The sequence below is a fragment of the Embleya sp. NBC_00896 genome (assembly GCF_045207785.1).
GTDB lineage: Bacteria > Actinomycetota > Actinomycetes > Streptomycetales > Streptomycetaceae > Embleya.
On sequence record NZ_CP108777.1, the window covers coordinates 2,301,590 to 2,320,393 of the forward strand.

Sequence of the window (18,804 nt, forward strand, 5' to 3'; positions counted from 1 at the left end):
GGTGACAGGCGTCGGGTTTCTGCCGAATCAGCTCGACGTCGTGGGCGCGTACGGCACCACAGCACCCTGATCGGCGTCGCTTCGCGTCCGGGATCACCTTCCGGGCGGAAGGGGGACCATCTTGAGTCGAGCGATACCCGGACGTGGCGGAACGCCGCCGCGAGGCATCCGGCGATTCCGTGGCCCGGTGACATTACTGTCGGTCTCGGTCCTCGCGATCGCGGGCCTGTCGACCGCGACCGGCGCCACGCCGTCCGCGGCGACCGCGCGTGTGGACGACACCAGGGCCCAGTGGAATCCCGGCCCCGAGGACCACTACTTCAACACCGTCGAGGCCGAGGGCGGCCACGACAGCGCGATCGATGCCGAGCAGAGCGGCTCGGACAAGGCGCGCAAGGCCAAGGACGGGACCGGCCGCAAAGACCGCGAGGGCAACCCGCGCGCCGCGTCGCAACTGCGCGTGCTCGAAGCCGAGGCCAAGCGCACGGGCAAGAGCCCGGAGCAGCTCAGGGCCGAGAAGAGCAGCTTGGCGGCCGGTGGGAAGCAGGACGCCAAACTGCTGACGATCCTCGTCGAGTTCAACGAGAACGCCAACGACGACTTCTCCGGGTTCAACCGCCGGGCGAGCGTCGCCGACCCCTCCTGTGTGCTCGAACCGCCGGGCACGATCAAGAACGGGCCACTGCACAACACCATCCCGGACCCGGCGCTCACCGGGCGGGACAACAACTCGCAGTGGGTCAAGGACTTCAGCCCGGAGCACTTCAACAAGATGCTCTACACCAAGCAGGGCGTCACCGAACGCATGCGCCTGGACCTGACCGGTCCCGACGGCAAGCCGGGCATCGACGTCTCCGGCTACACGATGAAGAACATGTACGAGGAGATGTCGGGCGGCAAGTACACCGTCTCCGGCACCGCCACCCCGTGGATCAAGGCCCCGCACTCCGAGGCGTGGTACGGCGCCGGCCGCTGCGGGCAACGCGAGCAGGACATGGGCGGGCACCCCAGCAATCCGCGCGGTCCAGGGCGGCTCGCGATCGACGCGGTGAACGAACTCGCGCGCAGCCAACCGAACTTCCCGTGGGCCGACTACGACAAGGAGGACACCGGCGACGCCGACGGCGACGGCAACACGCTGGAGCCGGACGGCGTGGTCGACCACCTGGTCCTCGTGCACTCGGGCAAGGACAAGTCCGCCGGCGGCGGCGCCGAGGGCACGTACGCCATCTGGGCGCACGCGAGTTCCGTGCCCAACGGGTACACGGTCCCCGGGACCCGACTGAAGGTCGCCAACTACATCGTGCAGCCGGAGGACTCCGGAGTGGGCGTGTTCGCCCACGAGTACGGCCACGACCTCGGCCTGCCCGACCTGTACGACAACTTCAGCGGCGGTCAGTCGGACGTCAACTTCTGGGACCTGATGGCGAGCGGATCCCATTCGGGTCCGCTGTTCCAGTCGATGCCCGCGCACATGAGCGCGTGGTCCAAGTACACGCTGGGCTGGCTGACGCCCGAAGTCCTCAACTCGGGCGACAACCCCAGACTGGTCACGCTCGGACAGGCGGCCAAGACGCCCAAGGGCACCAAACAGGCCGTGCGGGTCAACCTCCCGGACAAGGTGATCAGGTTCAGCACGCCACACAGCGGCCAGAAGGCGTGGTACTCGAGCAACGACCAGGACTGGGCGGACGTCAAGATCGTCCGTGACATCGCGGTCCCCGCGGGCTCCGACGTGAAATTCCGCTGGTGGAGCGACTACGTCCTGGAGGAGGACTGGGACTACGGCTTCGTCGAGGTGTCCACCGACGGCGGCACCACGTGGCTGCAACTCCAGGTCCGTGACCAGGCGGGCACGCTCGTGTCGACCCCGCCGGACTACCCGGACCCCAACGGGAACCTCGGGGGGTTCGGCAAGACCACCGCGTTGACCGGCACCAGCAACGGCTGGCGCCACGACCAGGTGGACCTGACCCCGTACGCCGGGCAGAACATCAAACTGCGCCTCGGCGTCAACACGGACGCGGCGACGACGGAGAAGGGGTGGGTCGCCGACGACTTCTCGCTCACCAACGGCACCGCCACCGTGTGGTCGGACGACGTCGAGCAGGGTGACAACGGCTGGACCCCGCAGCGGGGCTCGGTCGGCTCCGGCACCCAGGGCGCCGGCTGGATCCGTTCCGACGGTACGTTCACCCGCGAGCAGTATTACCTGCTCGAGTGGCGCAACACCTCCGGCTTCGACCAGGGCCTCAAGTACACCTACACCTTCGGCGAGAACGGCAAGCGCGAGAAGCTCGCCTACAACGCGCCGGGCCTGCTGGTGTGGCTCAGGGACAGCGAGTTCGACAACAACGGCGTCAACTTCAACGTCGACAAGCCCCCGTCGTGGGGCGCCAAGGGGGAGTTGCTCCTCGTCGACTCGCACCCGGACCCCTACCGCTTCCCGGACGCGCCGTCGAACCCGGCCGCCAACGCGGAACCCCGAGTCCAGTCGGCGAACGCGGCGTTCGGGTTCAAGGACACGTCGCCCTTCCGCGCCTGCCGACCGCCGGCCGGCGACCGCTGCGCCGCGTTCGCCAAGCAGCAACCGGTACGGTTCTTCTCCGACATGCTCGGCTACGCGCCGGGCGCCGAGGCCAACGCGAACGGCTTCGTCGCCAAGGACCGTTACGGCTCGACCGTGGTCCCGGCGCGGGCTCCGTACTCGACCAGGGTCACCAAGCCGGACGGCTCACCGGACTCCGCGAACTACGGCAAGCCGTTCTTCTCCTCCGTGCTCGGCTCCGGCAATCCCGGGTGGGACAAGGCATACGGCGTGACCGCGTTCCCGATCACCCCGCTTCAGGGTGACAAGGGTGCCGTCGTGTGGATCGCGCCCGCGCGCAAGTAGGCGCGGACGAACAGGATGTGAGCGACGTCGGCCCCCACGACCCGGTTGCGGTCGTGGGGGCCGACACACGCCCCGGTACGCCGCCGGCGCCGACCCCACGTCAGCTCGTTCGTCCACGGCCGACGGAGTCCTACGGGCGGGCGGTGGCGAGGACGGCTTCGGCGACGGAGGTGCGGGCGTAGAGCACCGAGCGGCCCGTTCGGTGGGCGCTGACCAGACCCGCGTCGCGCAGCGCGGTGAGGTACTGGGAGACCCCGGCCCGGGAGAGCCCCGTGCGGTGGGCCAGTTCGGTGGTGGAGGCCGGGATCTCCAGTTCGGTCAGCAGCAGGGTCCGCGAGCGGCCGAGGACGGCGGCGATGGCGTCGGTCCTGGTGACGGGCCGGGGTTCCCACAACGCGCCGACGCCGCGCGCCGGGTAGGCCAACTGCGGTGGCTCCGGCGGGGTCACCCGGGTGAGCGGGCCCGGTGTGGTGAAGGCCGAGGGAATCAGCAGCAGCCCCGCGCCCGCGGTCTCGCGGGACAGCGTCCGCTGTCGGCGCGCCAGCCGTAGGGCGTTGTCGTCCCAGCTCACCGAGGGGTGCAGATCGTTGAGCAGCCGGCCCGTGCCGTGCTCGGCGACCTGCCGGGCCCGGTGGAAGACGTCGGCGTCGAGCACTGCCCGGATCCGCGCCCAGTAAGGGGCGAGTGCCAGCTCCCAGTAGGTCTCGATCTCCTGCGCGAGCCGGACCAGGCCGGACGGCGGGTCCGCGTACAGCGTCCGCAGGCGGGGGCCCAGGCGCCCTTGCTCGTGCCTCAGGCGGTCGAGGTCCTGGCGTACCCGGGCGGCGGGAGCGGCCAGGATCCCGGCCAGCTCCTGCGTCAGCGTGGGAGCCGGCCCGCCGGGCGCCGGGTTGAGGAAGTCGGGAACGTATCCCCAGGGCGGGACGAGCTCGGCGAGCCAACCCCGGTCCAGCCCCGCGGTCGCCAGCCGCGGCCGCACCTGCTCGGCCCAGGGCTGATGCACGGGATGCGCGGAGCCGCGGGTCAGCAGCCGGAAGCTGGTGCCGACCTCCCACATCGGCGAGACCGCGAACCGCACCTGTGCCAGATCGCTCGCCGAGAACGCCAGCTCCGCCACGACAACGACCCCCAGGATTCAAACATGTGTGAATCAATGGTCGACAGCCTACAAGTGCGTGAGCATGCGGGCATGACCTCAAAGACGACCACCGCGGCCGCGTCGGGCACCTGGAAGTTCGGCGATCTGGAACTCACCCGGATCGGCTACGGCGCGATGCAACTGGCGGGCCCGAAGGTCTGGGGGCCACCGCGCGATCGGGACGGAGCCCTGGCCGTTTTGCGCGCCGCCGTCGAGGCGGGGATCACCCACATCGACACCAGCGACTACTACGGCCCGCACGTGGTCAACGACCTCGTCCGCGAAGCACTCCACCCCTACCCGCAACACCTGCGCATCGCCACGAAGGTCGGCGCCCGCCGCACCCCCGACCGCGCCTGGCCCGCCGCCCTGTCCCGCGACGAGCTGGTCCAGGCCGTCCACGACAACCTCAAGCGCCTGGACGTGCCGGCCCTGGACCTGGTCAACCTGCGGATGACCCACACCCTGGCCGCCGCCGACATCGTCGAGCCCTTCACCGTGCTCGCCGAACTGCGCGAGCAGGGCCTGATCCGGCACCTGGGGGTCAGCAACGTGAGCGCCGAACAGGTCCGGGCCGCCCAGGACATCGCCCCCGTGGCCGCGGTACAGAACCACTACAACGTCGCCTTCCGCGCGGACGACGCACTCGTCGACCGGTGCGCCGAGCAGGGCATCGCCTACGTGCCGTTCTACCCGTTGGGGGGCTTCCGCCCGCTCCAGGTCGACGCCCTGGACGGGGTCGCCCGCGATCTGGGCAGCACGGCCCGCCAGGTGGCGCTGGCCTGGCTGCTGCGGCGCTCCCCGACCATCCTGCTCATTCCCGGCACCTCCTCGGTCGCGCACCTGCACGAGAACATCGCGGCGTCCGCCGTCGAGCTGCCCGAGCGGGCGCTGCGCACGCTCGACGCGCTCGCCGCCGGCTGAAGGCGGGCGACGGGCGACCGGCGACGGGCGGCGGTTCCCCGGGTGCCGGCGCGACGGCCGGGTCGCTGTCGGCGCAGGAGGTTGTCGATCGCGCCGTTGACGGCGAACGACGTCTGTGTCCGGGCCGATCGGCTGCCCGGACCAGGCGTCGTTCGCCTCGTGCACGTCGAACCCGAACAGAGTGATCGCGGCGGTGTGTTGGTCCGCGCGGTTCATGTACGGCCGGTAGTCGTTCACTTCGCCCGGGATTTCGGACGCCGCCCTGAAACAGGGGCCGTTGGGGCCGAGGCATCGAACACCCCCCACCCATCGCCGGCTTACGGCCGCGCGCCCCGCCCGTCGGCGCCACGCGCACCCGCATATTCCGGCCGGCGCACGGCAATGCGGGCCGAGATCCTCGGGTCGGCAAAGTGAACCGAAACTTCCGTGAATTGTCGAGGGCCGCGCGCCTGGATTCGCCGGCTGGAATCCAACGCCGAGGCATCGATCTCGCCCACGGCCACATACCCGCAAAGGTGCCGCTCACCAGGCATTGTGCCCCTTCCATACGCGTGAGTACGGTTTTGCGGAGCCATGCGCCAACCCCCCTGAATACGACATAGAAGACTTCTCATCCTTCACAACCGGAACCAGACGTTCGACTTGACGGCGGTATGACGAGACCATGATCGTGTTCCGGCCACCGACTTTCCGTGACGACCTCGCGATGCAGCCGGCACGCGATCGTCTTCCGAAAGGGCTACCGATGGGTCGATTTTGGAACCTCATGACGCAGACCTCATCCAGCGAAATCTCGCCGTCGTCGCCCCTCGCGCGGCCGACGTCACGTCTCACTTCTACGCGCTGCTGTTCCTGAGGGAACCCGCCCTGCGCGACCTGTTCCCGCCCGCCATGGACACCCAGCGCGACCGACTGCTGCACGCGCTCATCCGCATCGTCGGCGACCTGGAGAACGCGTCCGCCCTGTCCGGGTTCCTGTCCCAACTCGGACGCGATCACCGCAAGTTCGACGTGCTCGCCGAGCACTACGACCTCGTCGGCGAATGCCTCGTCGCGGCCCTGGCCCGATACAGCGGGGACACCTGGAGCGACCACACACAAAACGCCTGGGTCCGCGCGTACGCGGCAGCGGCGGGCATCATGATCGGCGCGGCCGACGAGGACGCCCTCACCAACCCCCCGCACTGGACCGCCGAGATCGTGGCACACGAGAAGCCCGCCGACGACATAGCCGTGGTCACCGTCCGCCCCGAACTCCACTTCCCCTACCGGGCCGGCCAGTACACCTTCATGGAAACCCCCTGGTGGCCCCGTGTCTGGCGGGCCTACTCGATCGCCAACGCGCCCGACCACCACGGCCTCTTGACCTTCCACATCCGATCCGTGCCCGCGGGCTGGGTGAGCAACGCCCTGGTCCACAAGGCCAAGATCGGCGACCGGATCAAACTCGGCGCGGCGATGGGCGAGATGGTGGTCGACCACCTGGCCCCCAACCCGGTCCTGTGCGTGGCGGGTGGCACCGGCCTCGCCCCGCTGAAGGCGATGGTCGAGGAACTCGCCTACTACGGCACCGATCGCTTCGTCGACCTCTTCTACGGCGCGAGTGCGCACAGCGGTCTCTACGGCCTCGACGACCTGCTGCGCCTGTCGCAACGCGTGACCTGGCTCCGGGTCCGACCCGCCCTCGACGACCTGACCCTGGCCGGAATCAGCGGCGGAGTCTCCGACGTGGTCCGCGAGTACGGGCCCCGCTACGACTGCGACGCCTACCTCAGTGGCCCGCCCGCGATGGTGCTCGACAGCGCGCGGGTGCTGCGCCGCCTCGGGCTCGGCCGCGACCAGATCCACCACGACCCCGTGCTCGGCGAGTACCCGGCCGCCGTGGAGGGGTCCGGGTCCTCGACGCGGGCCCCCGCGGGGGCGCCCGGTTGACCCGCTCCGAACCCAGCAGTCGCACACCAGCCACCCGAAACAGGCTCCCGCGACCGACGGTCGCGCCCGCGAGCCGGTTCCCAGGAGAACGTTGACCGATCAAGGCATCGCCCATGCCCGCGCCGAGCGCCCGTCGTGCCCCGTGCCGCACGACGCCTCCCCGCCGCCCGCGCCCGGTGAACGCGGGAAGCCCGTCCCGCGTGCCGACGGGGTGGTGGATCGCGCGGAGGCCCGCTCGTTCCTCGACCGCTTCGTCCGGGAGACGAAGGCGCCGCAGGCCCCGGACATCCGGTGGCGACAGATCTCCGAGCAGATCGAGGACACCGGGACCTACACCCACACCGCGGCCGAACTGGGTTGGGGCGCCCGCGTCGCGTGGCGCAATTCGGTGCGCTGCATCGGCCGCCTGTACTGGAACAACCTCCAGGTACGAGACCGCCGCCACGTGCACCGGCCGGACGAGGTCGCCGACGAGTGCGCCGGCCACCTGCGCGACACCTGGCGCGACGGCCGCATCCGTCCCACCATCACGGTGTTCGCCCCCGACGCCCCGGCGGGGCCGCGAGTGCGCATCTGGAACGAGCAACTCGTCCGCTACGCGGGATACACGACGCAGGACGGCACCGTCGTGGGCGACGGACGCAACGCCGGCATAACCGATCTCGCGCGGCGACTGGGCTGGTCCGGTCCCGGCACCGCGTTCGACGTACTGCCGCTGATCGTCGAGGGCGAGGACGGGATCCTCCGGTCCTACCCCCTGCCGGCGGACGCGATCCAGGAGGTGGCGCTCACCCACCCCGACCAACCGGCCTTCGCCGAACTGGGCCTGCGCTGGCACGCGGTCCCGGCGATCTCCAACATGCGCCTGGAGATCGGCGGCGTCTCCTACAGCGCCGCGCCGTTCAACGGCTGGTACATGGGCACCGAGATCGGCGCCCGCAACCTGGTCGACCCCGACCGCTACGACATGCTCCCGGCCGTGGCCGAACTGTTCGCCCTCGACACCTCCAACGAGCGCACGCTGTGGCGCGACCGGGCGTTGATCGAGCTCAACCGCGCCGTCCTGCACTCCTTCGACCAAGCCGGCGCGACGATCACCGACCACCACACCGAATCCGCCCGGTTCCTGACCCACGTCCGCCGCGAGGCGGACGCGGGCCGCGAATGTCCCGCGGACTGGAGTTGGATCGTGCCCCCGGTGTCCGGCGCGCTGACCCCGGTCTACCACCGCTACTACGACGACTACGACGAAGCCGCGCTGCGCCCGGCGTACCTCCTCGACGAGGCGTCCACCCGACGCGCGCGCGGACAATTTCCCTGAGCCCGGCCGGAATCCGACTCCTGGCGCGCGACGACCGGGCCGCGGCCGCGGTACTCCGGCTGGTCCACCGCCTCTCGGCCACTCCCGACCGGTCCGTCGACGTCCGGTGGGCGGACCGGGTCGCGCGTGAACGCGTGCCCGGTCCGCCGCGTCGTTCAGGTTCGAACGGGCTTGCCGGGCAGGGCGTCCAGGCACAGGACGCCGTCCTGGACGACGGGGACGCCGCCGACCAGGACGTGGGCGTACCCGGTGGACGGGCGGGTGCTGTGTTCGTAGGTGGCCTGGTCGGTGACCGTGTCGGGGTCGAAGACGATCAGGTCGGCGTCGCAGCCCGCCTGGAGGCGGCCCTTGCGGCGCATCGCGGGCACGCTGTCCTGGAGGAGCCGGGCCGGCTCGAAGCTGCTGCGCCCGACCGCCTCGACGAGACTGAGGGCGCCGAGTTCGCGGACGTAGCGGCGCAACACCTTCGAGTACGTGCCGGCGGTGCGCGGGTGGGTGATCGCCTCCGGGGGCGGCGGCCACGCCATCGGGTCGGCCGGGCCCTTCGTCCAGACCAACGGCATGGCGTCGGAACCGATGACGGTCGACGAGTGCAGCAGGGCCCGGTCGATGAATCCGCGCTCGTGGGGGTCGTTCTCGTCGAGGAAGTGCGCGATCGCCAGCCCGCCGGGATCCGACGCCCGCAGCTCCCGCAGGCGCTTGTCGTCGGTGACGCGCTCCCCGGTGGGGGCGTACACGATGTCGGTGGCCGTCAGACCCGCGGCGCCGAGTTGCTCGGGGGCGAGGAAGGCCGCGCCGATGGCGGTCATCCCCGCGCCGTAGGGGTATGCCTCGGTGGAGATCCGGCCGCCCTCCGCGCGGACGCCGTCCATCAGCCGCAGGACCCGGTCGGTGTGGCTGAGCGAGGTGCTGTTGACGTGGCAGTAGTGGGCGTGGACGCCGGTCTCCGCCGCCGCGCGGGCGATCTCCTCGGCCCCGTCGATGGGGGTGCCGGCGACCTGCTCGACCAGGTGCCGGGCGTGCGTGTACGTCGCCACCCCCGCGGTCGCGGCCAGCCGGGAGACGGCGAGGTATTCCTCGGGCTTGATCAGCGGCGCGTAGCCGACCACCACCCCGATGCCCAGGGCGCCGGCGGCGAGGTCGAGGCGGAGCAGTTCCAGCAGCGCGTCCACCTGTCGGGCGTCGGCCTCGTGTTGCCAGCTGGGATTGCCGAGATTGCGCAGGCCGGCGGCGATCCCGCCGCCGTGCGGGAGACCGCCGACGACCGTCATGCGAGCCTGGCACCACGACGCGGAGAAGCCGTAGTTGAGCGGCCGTCCCTCGGCGGCGGCTTGGCGGTAGCCCTCGTCGACGGGCGACAAGCCCGCCTCCAGGTCGAGGGCGGTGGTGACGCCGTCGAGCGCCTGGAGCCGGTGGCCGATCACGTCGTGCGAGTGGCTGTGCATGTCGATGAAGCCGGGGGCCACGACCAGGCCGGTCACGTCGAGGGTCCGCAGTCCGGTCAGGGGTTGCGGCGAGACGGCGGTGATGGTGCCGGCGGTGACGCCCACGTCGGCGGTCGCGTCCAGCCCCGTTTCGGGGTCGAGCACCCGTCCGCCGCGCAAAACGAGATCGTGGGTTCGGGTCGGTGGTACGGCCGATCGCATCATGGGAAGACACGATAGGAAGCCGGCAGGCGCGTGCCATTGTCGGCGCGGCCGAAATCCGTGGCGGGAGTTCGTGGGCGGGCACGAGTCGGGCCGGGGAGTGGCGTGGCGGCTGGTGTCGTGTCGTGTGCGACGACACAGCCCCGGAGCCGCCGGTGCGTTGGTCGGCTGCGGAGTCCGGACACTCTTGACCTCGACTTTGGTTGAGGTTGCAGGATCCTCCGTATGACACGTGCACTTGTACTCGGTCCCGGCGGCGTCGCCGGTACGGCATGGCTGGCCGGGCTCGTCGTCGGCCTTCGCCGCGCGGGCGTCGACTTGGCCGATGCCGACCTCATCGTGGGTACATCGGCCGGCGCGATCGTCGGCGCCATGATTGCCACCGGCCAGGACCCTTCGCGCCTGGCCACCCTCAACGGATCCGGGAACGGCACTGCCGGCCCCGACAAGTCGGCCGAGGTCTTCGCGACTCTCGGCGACCCCACACTGGACCACGGCGAGAAGCTGCGCAGAATCGGCAGGGCGGCCCTCACCGCCGACGTGCCCCCCGAGCAGAACCATCTCGACCGGACGGCCGCCCTGATCACCGCCCGGGACTGGCCCGAACAGCGCCTCCTGATCACCGCGGTCGACACGGAAACGGGCGAAGCCGCGGTCTGGGACCAAGACGGGGACGCGTCGCTGCTGTCGGCCGTCGCCTCCAGTTACGCGGTGCCCGGCCTCTATCCGCCTGTCACGATCAACGGTCACCGCTACATGGACGGCGCCTTCCGCGGGGGAGCCAACGCCGACCTGGCGGCCGACGCCGACACGGTGGTCGTCATCGAGCCTCTGGGTCATGTCTTCCCCAGTGGTGCCGCCGTCTCCATCACCCCCGACGAGGCAACCTTGGCGGCTTTCGGTCCCGACCTGCACGACTTGTCGGCCTGGGAGGCGTCTTTCGAGGCGGGTCTACGGCAAGGCGCGCCGGCTGCCGAACGCATCGGTGGGCTGTGGAACGGCACCGACAACCGATGAGTCCGCCCACGCGGGCGCGGGCCGGGTGGTGAGATCCGCGTACCCGGAGGAAGGCCGGTGCCTCCTTGCGGGCACCGGCCTTGTCGACGAGGTCAGGTCCGGCTTCCCCGAGCCCAGCCGTGCGATCGACACCGTCCTGTCCTACGTCATCGGCGTGAGCACCACGGAGGCGGCCTGGCTCACCACGGTCGCCCGCTCCGGCGAGACCGAGGCCGCCCTCTTCGCCCGCCTCATGCCCTCCGCCCGAGAAGCCGCGGCCGGCCACGCCCACCTCGCCGACTCCTACAACGTCGCCACCGAGGCCCTCGGCCCCGTCGCGATCCGCGACACCAAGTTCGCCTACGGCCTGGAAGTCGTCCTCGACGGCCTGGCGATGCGGCTCCCGCGCTAGGGCCCTGGTGACTCGCGCCGGTGGTCGACCGTTGATCGTCGGCTGACTCCGCCGGGCCTGCCGAGGCCGCCGAGCCCGGCGGGCCCGACTCGGCGCCGAGGGAGTGTCGTCGGCGGTTGGCCTGCCACACCTCGGTAAACGCCGCGGTGTACCCGGCGCGCGTGGCAGGAACCCCGTCGATCCGGATCCGCTCCCGCGTGGGTGTCACCGATCGAGGTCGCGAATTCATGTGGCGGATGTGCGACTTTCCGCCGGCCTGGACTCGTCTCATCCTCGAAAGGCCGAAACCGAAGGGGCACAGTGTGCGTAGGAGACACCACGGTGACTTCACCGAGTTCGCTCAAGCCGTGGCACCACAGCTCCGGCAGACCGCCTATCTGGTTTGTGGGGACTGGCACCGCGCCGAAGACCTGACGCAGATCGCGCTGGAGAAGGTGTACTTGGCGTGGCGTCGGGTCGAACGCGCCGACAACCCCCAGGCGTACGCCAAGCGCATCATGCTCAACGTGTACCTCGACCGGCGCCAGTTGCGTAGCTCGGGTGAGGTGATCGGCCTCGACGTTCGCGAACTCGACCGGCCGGACGCCGGTGCCGGCGAGGACGCCGAGTTGAGGTTGACGCTGTGGGAGGCGCTGATGCGGCTCCCGCCCCGCACGCGCGCCGTGCTCGTCCTGCGCTACTGGGAGGACCAGAGCCTGGAGAGCACCGCCGAGATGCTCGACATGTCGCTGTCCGCGGTCAAGAACGCGGGCCCGCGCGGCCTTGCCCGGCTGCGTGAGCTGCTCGGAACCGACCCTTCCCTCACGATGTCGCGCTGAGTCCCGAGAAGAGACCACCATGTTGACCGAAGACCGCTTCAAGGAAATGCTCCGCGCCGAGCTCGACGCGCGGCCCGCGCCGGTGATGCCGGACGTCGTCCATCGCGCCGCCGAACGGGGGCGCCGCCGGGGCCGCCGGCGCACGATCGGACGGGTGCTCGGTGCCACGCTCGCGGGTGCGGTGATCGCGACGGGCATCGTGGGCGCGTCGTCACTGCGGCCGGGGGAGGCCGACGTGGTACGGCCCGTCGCCGTGATGCCGCCCAACCCGGGCTCGATCGAATGGAACGCCGTCCACGGCAACCCGCGGTTGCCGACGCAACCGGTTGCCAAGAACCCGCTCGCCAACCAACTCCCGGCCATCATCAAGGAGTTGCTCCCCCCGGGCGTCAGGACCACCGCCGACACCAACACCGGAGACGGAAGCGTCTACGTCTCCGTGAACTGGGAGACCGGGCAGGGCCTGGTTGAGCTGCGCTTCGGCGTGACCGGCGAACGGTGGTTCGGCTGCACGACGGGCGAAGGGGGCCGTCCGCAGGCCAGGCCGGACGACGGCGTGCAGTGCAGCGTCACCCCGGACGGCACGCTCCTGGGTCGGTACGAGGGCACCAATGCCGACACCGGCATCACGTGGCGGCAGTTCCAGTACGTCACGGGACAGAGCATGGTCACGCTGTCCTACGCCAACGGCCCGCTGAGCAGCGTGGCCAAGCCGACCAGGGCGACCTTGCCGCTCACCGACGAGGAGGCCCTCGCCCTGCTCAGGAATCCCCGATGGCAGCCGGTATTGGACAAGTACACCGCACCGCCGGCCGCGCCCACGCCCGAGGACATCGTCGGGACCGCGCCCCCGCGTCACTCCTGACGCCACGCGTGGCCGCGCGAATCGCTTCGTTACCTGGGTGCCCGACCGTCACGCGGTCGCATACCGGTCACAGTGGCACGCGAACCACATCTTTCGCGCATGGCTGCCGTCCCAAGCGCCACCCGATCGGACCCGGTCGGACGAGACGCCTCCGGTGAACGACCCTTCGGGTGAACAGCCCCCGGGGTGAACGACCCGCTCGGGCGAACAGCCCCGTCCGGTGACGACCGCGGCCATCGGCGTGCCCGGGCCGCGTGAGGACACCTGGACCGCGGAGCCCCGTGGACTGCGGCGCGCCACCGACCCGCCGCCTCACACGAGGGCAGGGCCCCGAGCGGGGCCGCCGTGCTCGGCTCACGCACGCATTCGCCGACGCCGCACCATCGAGTCCTCCCTTCTCACCAGCCGATCAGCAGGTCGGCAGGTCAGCCGACCTGCCGGTGTGGGCGCGAAGACCGACGACGAACGCGCCTACTACGTCGTGTTCACGGGCGAGTCGCACCCCACCGACTCGGACGACTACGTACGCACCCACCCGCGCATCAAGCAAGCGCTGGACGAAGAGATCGCGGCCGGTCGACGAACCCTGGTCTACTACGGCCCGGCCCTCGAGGGCACGATCCTCAAGGTCCCGTTGCGCGCCGACATCCCGGGCAAGGCGGCTGTCGTCGGCGTCTACCTGGGAGCGGCCGGAGCACTGGCGCCCAACGATGTACGCATCGTGGATTTCTGGGGTCTCGTCAACCCGATCGGTGCGCGATTCGCCTACCCGGTGACCAAGCCGGGACACTCCAAACCGCTGAGCAACGTTTGGCTCGTGGCGGACTACGCGGACCCCGACGCGCCGTTGAACACGAGCCGTACGTTCGCCGAGGCGCACGATCCGACGGCTGAACAGGTCGCGGCCGCCCGCCGAGCCCTGGAATGCGGCGATCTGAAGGAACTTCGCGAGTCGAGTCGCGCACCGATGACGGCGAGCCGCTTCTGGAGGAACCTCGTCGGCTCTTGGCACCGCACCCACATCACCATCCCTCCGAACCCCGCCGACGCGGAACGCAAGTTCTGCGCCACCGCCGACTCGTGACCACCGGCGCCCGACCCGACCGGTCTCCTCCCGCACCCCGGGACCGCACCGTGCCTGACCTACGACGTGCGCGCGGATGCCGCGGCCCCCGCTCACTGCTCCCGCCGCGTCGAACTCCCCTGTAGAACCGCCATCGCCGCGTTGTGCCCGGGAATGCCGCTCACGCCGCCGCCGCGCCGCGCACCCGCCCCGCACAGCAGGATCCGCTCGTGGGCGGTCTCGACACCCCACGTGCCGCGCGCCTGGGCGTCCTGCGCGTACGGCCAGGACAGGTCCCGATGGAAGATGTGCCCGGCGGGCAGCCCGAGTTCGCGCTCCAGGTCGAGTGGCGTGCGGACCTCCAGGCACGGGTTGCCGTCGCCGTCGCGCAGCAGGCAGTCCTCGATCGGTTCCGCGAGCACGCTGTCGACGGAGTCGAGCATCGCGCGCAGTGCCTTCGCCCGAGCGCCGTCGTTGTCGTCGGCGAACAGGCGTGCGGGCATGTGCAGGCCGAACAGCGTCAGCGTGTGCACGCCCGCGGCCTGTGGTCCCGGACCGAGGATGGAGGGGTCGGTGAGCGTGTGGCAGTACATCTCGCCCGGCGGCAGCGTCGGCATCTCCCCGGTCGCGGCGCGGTCGTACGCCGCCGCGAGTTGCGCGTATCCCTCGTTGACGTGGAAGGTGCCCGCGAATGCCCGGCGCGGGTCCGCGAGCGGATCACGCAGGCGCGGGAGCCGGGCGAGGACCATGTTGACCTTGAGCTGTGATCCCTCCGGCGCCGGCCCCTCGGGAGTGTCGCCGAGGAGTCGGTCCAGCGTGTCGGGGGCGATGGCGGCGAGCACCTGCCCGCCCGTCACGCGATATTCCTCGTCGCCGATCGTGTATCGCACCTCGCCGTCCGGGTCCACGGCGGTGACCGCCGCCCCGGTGCGCAGCTCCGCCCCTTCCGCGCGGGCCGCGTCGGCGAGGGCCGCGGTGACGGCGCCCATGCCACCCACCGGCACGTCCCAATCCCCGGTTCCGCCGCCGACGACGTGGTAGAGGAAGCAGCGGTTCTGCCGCAGCGCGGGGTCGTCCATCGGGGCGAACGTGCCGATCAGCGCGTCCGTCGCCACCACGCCGCGCACCGTGTCGTCGGCGAACTCCGCCTCGATCACGCCCGACAGGGGCTGGGTGAACAGCGCGTCCCACACCTGTTCGTCGTCCACCAGTCGGCGGAACTCGGCTGCGGAGCGCAGCGGTTCGGTGAGGGTGGGAAACACCCGACCGGCCAGTCGCGCCGTGGCCGCGCCGAACCGCTCCCACGCGTCGGCCTCGCGAGGGCCCGCGAAGCGGGTCAGTTCGGCGCGGGTCCGCTCCCGGTCCGCGGAGTCGACGAGGAAGCCGCCGGCGCCGAGCGGGGTGTACGACCCGATGCGGCGCCGGCGCAGCACGAGGGGCAGCCGCAGGTCGTCGACGATCTTTCGAGGCAGCAGGCTGACGAGGTACGAGTATCGCGACAGGCGCACGTCGACCCCGGGGAACGGCCGGCACGACACTGCCGCGCCGCCGACCTCGCCGAGCCGTTCCAGCACGACGACCGACCGGCCCGCCCGCGCCAGATACGCGGCCGCGACCAGGCCGTTGTGTCCGCCCCCGACCACGACAACGTCGAATCTCCCACCGTCACGCACCACACCCGCCTCCAAATCAGCGATCTCGGGCTACACGGCAACCACACAGAGCAGCGTAGGCACCCGCGAACACGGCCGACATACGCGATTCGGTGATCGCGGCGGACGGGAAGGGCGCCCCATCCCCAAGCGCCTCGATTCCCTTCGGGACGCCCACGCAACCTCGTGGGGTCCGTGCGCCGCGCGGCCACGTGCGCGGCCGGGCCTCCGGGCGTGGTCGCCCTCGACGGTGGCGGTTTCCGGCGGTCCGAACCCGAAGAGCCGTGTGTCACCGCTCCGGAGCCCGCCGTTAACATGCACATCACGGCTTGCCTGCACGGCAGTTGGTGTTGTTCCTTCCGGCGGACGGATGAGGAGGCGAAGGATGTCGGACGCGGAGTGGATGTCACAGGAGCCGCAGGACGACCACTGGCCGGTGGTCGATCTGCGCTTGGATATCCCGCACTCGGCTCGGGTCTACGACTACCTCATCGGCGGCAAGACCAACTTCGAGGCGGACCGGGTGGCCGCCAACGCGTCGGTGGAGGCATGGCCGGCCCTTCCGATCTCGATGCGCACCACCCGCACGTTCATGCAGCGCGCGGTCCGCCACCTCACCGACCGGTACGGGGTCCGCCAGTTCCTGGACATAGGCACCGGCATCCCCACCTCGCCGAACGTGCACGAGATCGCGCAGGAGATCGCCCCCGAGACGCGGGTCGCCTACGTCGACAACGACCCGATCGTGCTGACCCACGCACGGGCCCTGATGTCGAGCACCGCACAGGGCCGGACCTGCTACGTCGATGCCGACCTGCGCGACGTCGACTCGATCATCAAGGCCCCGCAACTGCGCGAGGTGCTGGATCTGACGAAGCCGGTGGCACTGTCCCTGATCGCGATCGTGCACTTCGTCCTCGACGAGGACGACCCCCAGGGACTCGTGCGGCGGATCATGGACGAACTGGCGCCGGGCAGCTTCCTCGTGCTGACCGTCTTCACCGGTGACACCGACCCGGTGGGTGTCGGCGGTGTCGACCGCGAGTACAACGCACGCGGCATGCCCCTCCAGGTTCGGGACAAGGCGGAGGCCCTCGCCTTCTTCGACGGTTACGACCTCCTCGACCCCGGGGTCACCCTGGTTCACCACTGGCGCCCCGACGAGGACGCCCCGCACGTGCGCGACCAGGACATCGCGATGTACGGCGGTGTGGCCGTCAAACGAGCTTGATCCACCCCTTGGCCGGGTCACCGGTTCGGCCGAGGGATGCCGCGCCGAAGGGCTGTGCCGGATTGCCCTCGGCGAGCCGGAACGCCACGGCATGGTGGGTACTTTCGGCGTAACTACCCCAAAAGTGTGTTTAACACATATTTCGCGTGGAACTGGCATCGCTGGAGAGATGCCTGCCGTTGGCGGGCCCCGCGAGGAGGAACCATGTCAGCAACTGTCAGCAGGCGCGCCCGTCGAGCCACCGTCGTCGCGACCGGTGCGCTCGCGGTGTTGGCGGCCTTCCCGGTCGCGGCGTACGCGGCCGGGCCCGCCTCCGAGAATCCGCCGATCCAGGGCCGGACCGAGGGTGGCAGCATCATCCTGACCAGCGGCGACATCGTCGCTTGTGCGGGGGTCAACGACCTGCGCATCGCCGGCGCCGACGGCCGCGAACATCTAACGAACGGACCGGGCACGCACTTCACGACGCCGGCCGGCACGGATGTGCTGACGTTGCGTACCGGAGTGGTGCGGGCGACCGTCAAGGGTGCCTCCGTCGACATCCAATGCGGCCCCGAGGAGTTCCCCACCGTTGTGAAGCTGGCCGATACCGGCCCGGGCGACGAGCTGGCACCGCTGGCCGCCGTCGGCCTCGGCCTGATCGCCGCCGGCGGGGTCGCCGTCGCGGCCACGCGCCGGCCCCGTCGTCGCCCCGTGGGCGCCTGAGCAGCCGGGGGAGCGCCGTGTTCATCCAAGTCGTTCAAGGCAAGGTGTCGGACCGCGAAGGTATGCGGGGGGCAATCGAGCGGTGGCAACGCGAGCTTGCCCCCGGCGCCGCCGGCTGGCTCGGCGCCACCGGCGGCGTGGCCGACGATGGCACGTTCGTCGGGGTCGTGCGGTTCGAATCCGAGGACGCGGCGCGTCGCAACAGCGATCGGCCCGAACAGGGCGCGTGGTGGGACGCGACGTCCAAGCTGTTCACCGGCGAGGTGACCTTCCGGGACTGTCCGGACGTCGACGTCCACCTGCGCGGGGGATCCGACAAGGCGGGCTTCGTCCAGGTCATCCAGGGCCGGGTCTCCGACGTCGACCGAATGCGGCAGCTGAATCGGGCGATGGACGACGACCTCTTCGTCGACTTCCGGCCGGATGTCATCGGCAGCACAGCCGCCTTGCACGGCGACGGCGGGTTCACCGAGACGGTCTACTTCACGTCGGAGACGGAGGCCCGCATAGGAGAGCTGCGGGAACCGCCGCCGCAGCTACGGGAAGTCTTCGAGGAGGAGATGGCCCTCATCAGCGACCTCACCTACCTCGATCTGCGCGACCCCTGGCTGACGTCCCCCCGCTGACGAGGCGCCGTTCGGCCTCGACCCCCTTTCCGGCCACAAGACAGGTCGCCTGAGGGTCGGGGCCGAACGGCTGCCTTGCTCCATCGACCATACCGAGTATATATACTCGGTATGGTCGCCCGCAGCACGCGATCGAACACTCCGCCCGATAGACGACCAAGTCGACCATCGACGGGTTGGCGAGGGGGCAGAGCCGTCCGGGACGGGACGACCTGTACGGCCCGCTGAACACACCGCACAACCTGCTCGCGACGTATCCACCGTTCACGGCCATGCTCTTCGTGCCCCTCGCCTTCGTGCCGCTGTGGCTGCTCCTGCCGATCGGTGTCGCCGTCAACGCGTGATCTTCCTCGTGGCGGCCACCAGAATCGACTCCGGCCCGAAGGACGCGGTGGACGCGGTGTACGCGCCCGATCCCGCGAGCATCAAGCCGATCGCCGAGGTCCGCTGACCCCAGGGCGGTTGTGGTTGCCCGAGTCCGGCGCCGTGCCGAGCAACGCGCGACTGCGGCCGGCGGCGTCGCCCGGGCGGCGGGAAGCGCTGTGCGCACGGCGGGCGTTCATTGAGCCGGTCCCGGGCCTG

At 70.7% G+C, this 18,804-nt stretch carries 16 protein-coding genes; 13 read left to right on the forward strand and 3 right to left on the reverse strand.

Translation table 11 applies throughout. The annotated features are described in order from the left end of the window. Window positions 1–187 precede the first annotated feature (187 nt). A complete protein-coding gene (locus tag OG928_RS43620) occupies window positions 188–2,893 on the forward strand; it encodes an immune inhibitor A domain-containing protein (RefSeq protein WP_331767579.1) in 2,706 nt (901 codons plus the stop codon). A 130-nt stretch (window positions 2,894–3,023) separates the two neighbouring features. Here OG928_RS43620 and OG928_RS43625 read toward each other — a convergent pair whose 3' ends face one another. Further along, on the reverse strand, window positions 3,024–4,001 hold the full coding sequence (locus OG928_RS43625; RefSeq protein ID WP_331768317.1) for a DUF5937 family protein: 978 nt from the start codon (window positions 3,999–4,001) through the stop codon (window positions 3,024–3,026). An 81-nt stretch (window positions 4,002–4,082) separates the two neighbouring features. Between OG928_RS43625 and OG928_RS43630 the strand changes: the two genes are divergently transcribed. The 3 genes from OG928_RS43630 to OG928_RS43640 all read left to right on the forward strand — a co-directional run bounded on the left by OG928_RS43630 (window position 4,083) and on the right by OG928_RS43640 (window position 8,208). Further along, on the forward strand, window positions 4,083–4,955 hold the full coding sequence (locus OG928_RS43630) for an oxidoreductase (protein WP_331767580.1): 873 nt from the start codon (window positions 4,083–4,085) through the stop codon (window positions 4,953–4,955). A gap of 756 nt (window positions 4,956–5,711) precedes the next feature. Continuing rightward, the gene (locus OG928_RS43635) at window positions 5,712–6,887 is read left to right on the forward strand and encodes a globin domain-containing protein (protein ID WP_331767581.1); all 1,176 of its coding nucleotides are present in this window, start codon (window positions 5,712–5,714) and stop codon (window positions 6,885–6,887) included. Between the two features lie 91 nt (window positions 6,888–6,978). Continuing rightward, window positions 6,979–8,208, forward strand: a complete 1,230-nt coding sequence (locus OG928_RS43640; RefSeq protein WP_406291813.1) for a nitric oxide synthase oxygenase — start codon at window positions 6,979–6,981, stop codon at window positions 8,206–8,208. A 155-nt stretch (window positions 8,209–8,363) separates the two neighbouring features. Here OG928_RS43640 and OG928_RS43645 read toward each other — a convergent pair whose 3' ends face one another. Next, entirely contained in the window at window positions 8,364–9,857 is a 1,494-nt protein-coding gene (locus OG928_RS43645) for an amidohydrolase family protein (protein ID WP_331767582.1), read from the reverse strand. Window positions 9,858–10,079: 222 nt separating this feature from the next. Here OG928_RS43645 and OG928_RS43650 point away from each other — a divergent pair, with 222 nt between their 5' ends. From OG928_RS43650 to OG928_RS43670, 5 genes are all read left to right on the forward strand, one after another. After that, on the forward strand, window positions 10,080–10,871 hold the full coding sequence (locus OG928_RS43650) for a patatin-like phospholipase family protein (protein WP_331767583.1): 792 nt from the start codon (window positions 10,080–10,082) through the stop codon (window positions 10,869–10,871). Window positions 10,872–10,896: 25 nt separating this feature from the next. After that, the gene (locus OG928_RS43655; protein ID WP_331767584.1) at window positions 10,897–11,262 is read left to right on the forward strand and encodes a hypothetical protein; all 366 of its coding nucleotides are present in this window, start codon (window positions 10,897–10,899) and stop codon (window positions 11,260–11,262) included. 302 nt (window positions 11,263–11,564) lie between these two features. After that, window positions 11,565–12,080, forward strand: a complete 516-nt coding sequence (locus tag OG928_RS43660) for a SigE family RNA polymerase sigma factor (protein WP_331767585.1) — start codon at window positions 11,565–11,567, stop codon at window positions 12,078–12,080. A 19-nt stretch (window positions 12,081–12,099) separates the two neighbouring features. Beyond that, a complete protein-coding gene (locus OG928_RS43665) occupies window positions 12,100–12,945 on the forward strand; it encodes a hypothetical protein (RefSeq protein ID WP_331767586.1) in 846 nt (281 codons plus the stop codon). 442 nt (window positions 12,946–13,387) lie between these two features. Then, entirely contained in the window at window positions 13,388–14,029 is a 642-nt protein-coding gene (locus tag OG928_RS43670) for a hypothetical protein (RefSeq protein ID WP_331767587.1), read from the forward strand. A 92-nt stretch (window positions 14,030–14,121) separates the two neighbouring features. On the opposite strand, the gene OG928_RS43675 is transcribed toward OG928_RS43670, so the two are convergent. Next, window positions 14,122–15,684, reverse strand: a complete 1,563-nt coding sequence (locus OG928_RS43675) for an NAD(P)/FAD-dependent oxidoreductase (RefSeq protein WP_331767588.1) — start codon at window positions 15,682–15,684, stop codon at window positions 14,122–14,124. A gap of 361 nt (window positions 15,685–16,045) precedes the next feature. Here OG928_RS43675 and OG928_RS43680 point away from each other — a divergent pair, with 361 nt between their 5' ends. The 4 genes from OG928_RS43680 to OG928_RS43695 all read left to right on the forward strand — a co-directional run bounded on the left by OG928_RS43680 (window position 16,046) and on the right by OG928_RS43695 (window position 18,566). Further along, on the forward strand, window positions 16,046–16,891 hold the full coding sequence (locus tag OG928_RS43680) for an SAM-dependent methyltransferase (RefSeq protein ID WP_406291817.1): 846 nt from the start codon (window positions 16,046–16,048) through the stop codon (window positions 16,889–16,891). Between the two features lie 204 nt (window positions 16,892–17,095). Next, window positions 17,096–17,596, forward strand: coding sequence for a hypothetical protein (locus OG928_RS43685; protein WP_331767589.1), 501 nt, complete (start codon window positions 17,096–17,098; stop codon window positions 17,594–17,596). A 62-nt stretch (window positions 17,597–17,658) separates the two neighbouring features. Further along, window positions 17,659–18,222 carry a hypothetical protein gene (locus tag OG928_RS43690; protein WP_331767590.1) on the forward strand — a complete coding sequence of 188 codons (564 nt, stop codon included), beginning with the start codon at window positions 17,659–17,661 and terminating at the stop codon, window positions 18,220–18,222. A 176-nt stretch (window positions 18,223–18,398) separates the two neighbouring features. Next, complete coding sequence (locus OG928_RS43695; RefSeq protein WP_331767591.1) at window positions 18,399–18,566, forward strand: hypothetical protein; 168 nt, start codon at window positions 18,399–18,401, stop codon at window positions 18,564–18,566. Window positions 18,567–18,804 lie beyond the last annotated feature (238 nt).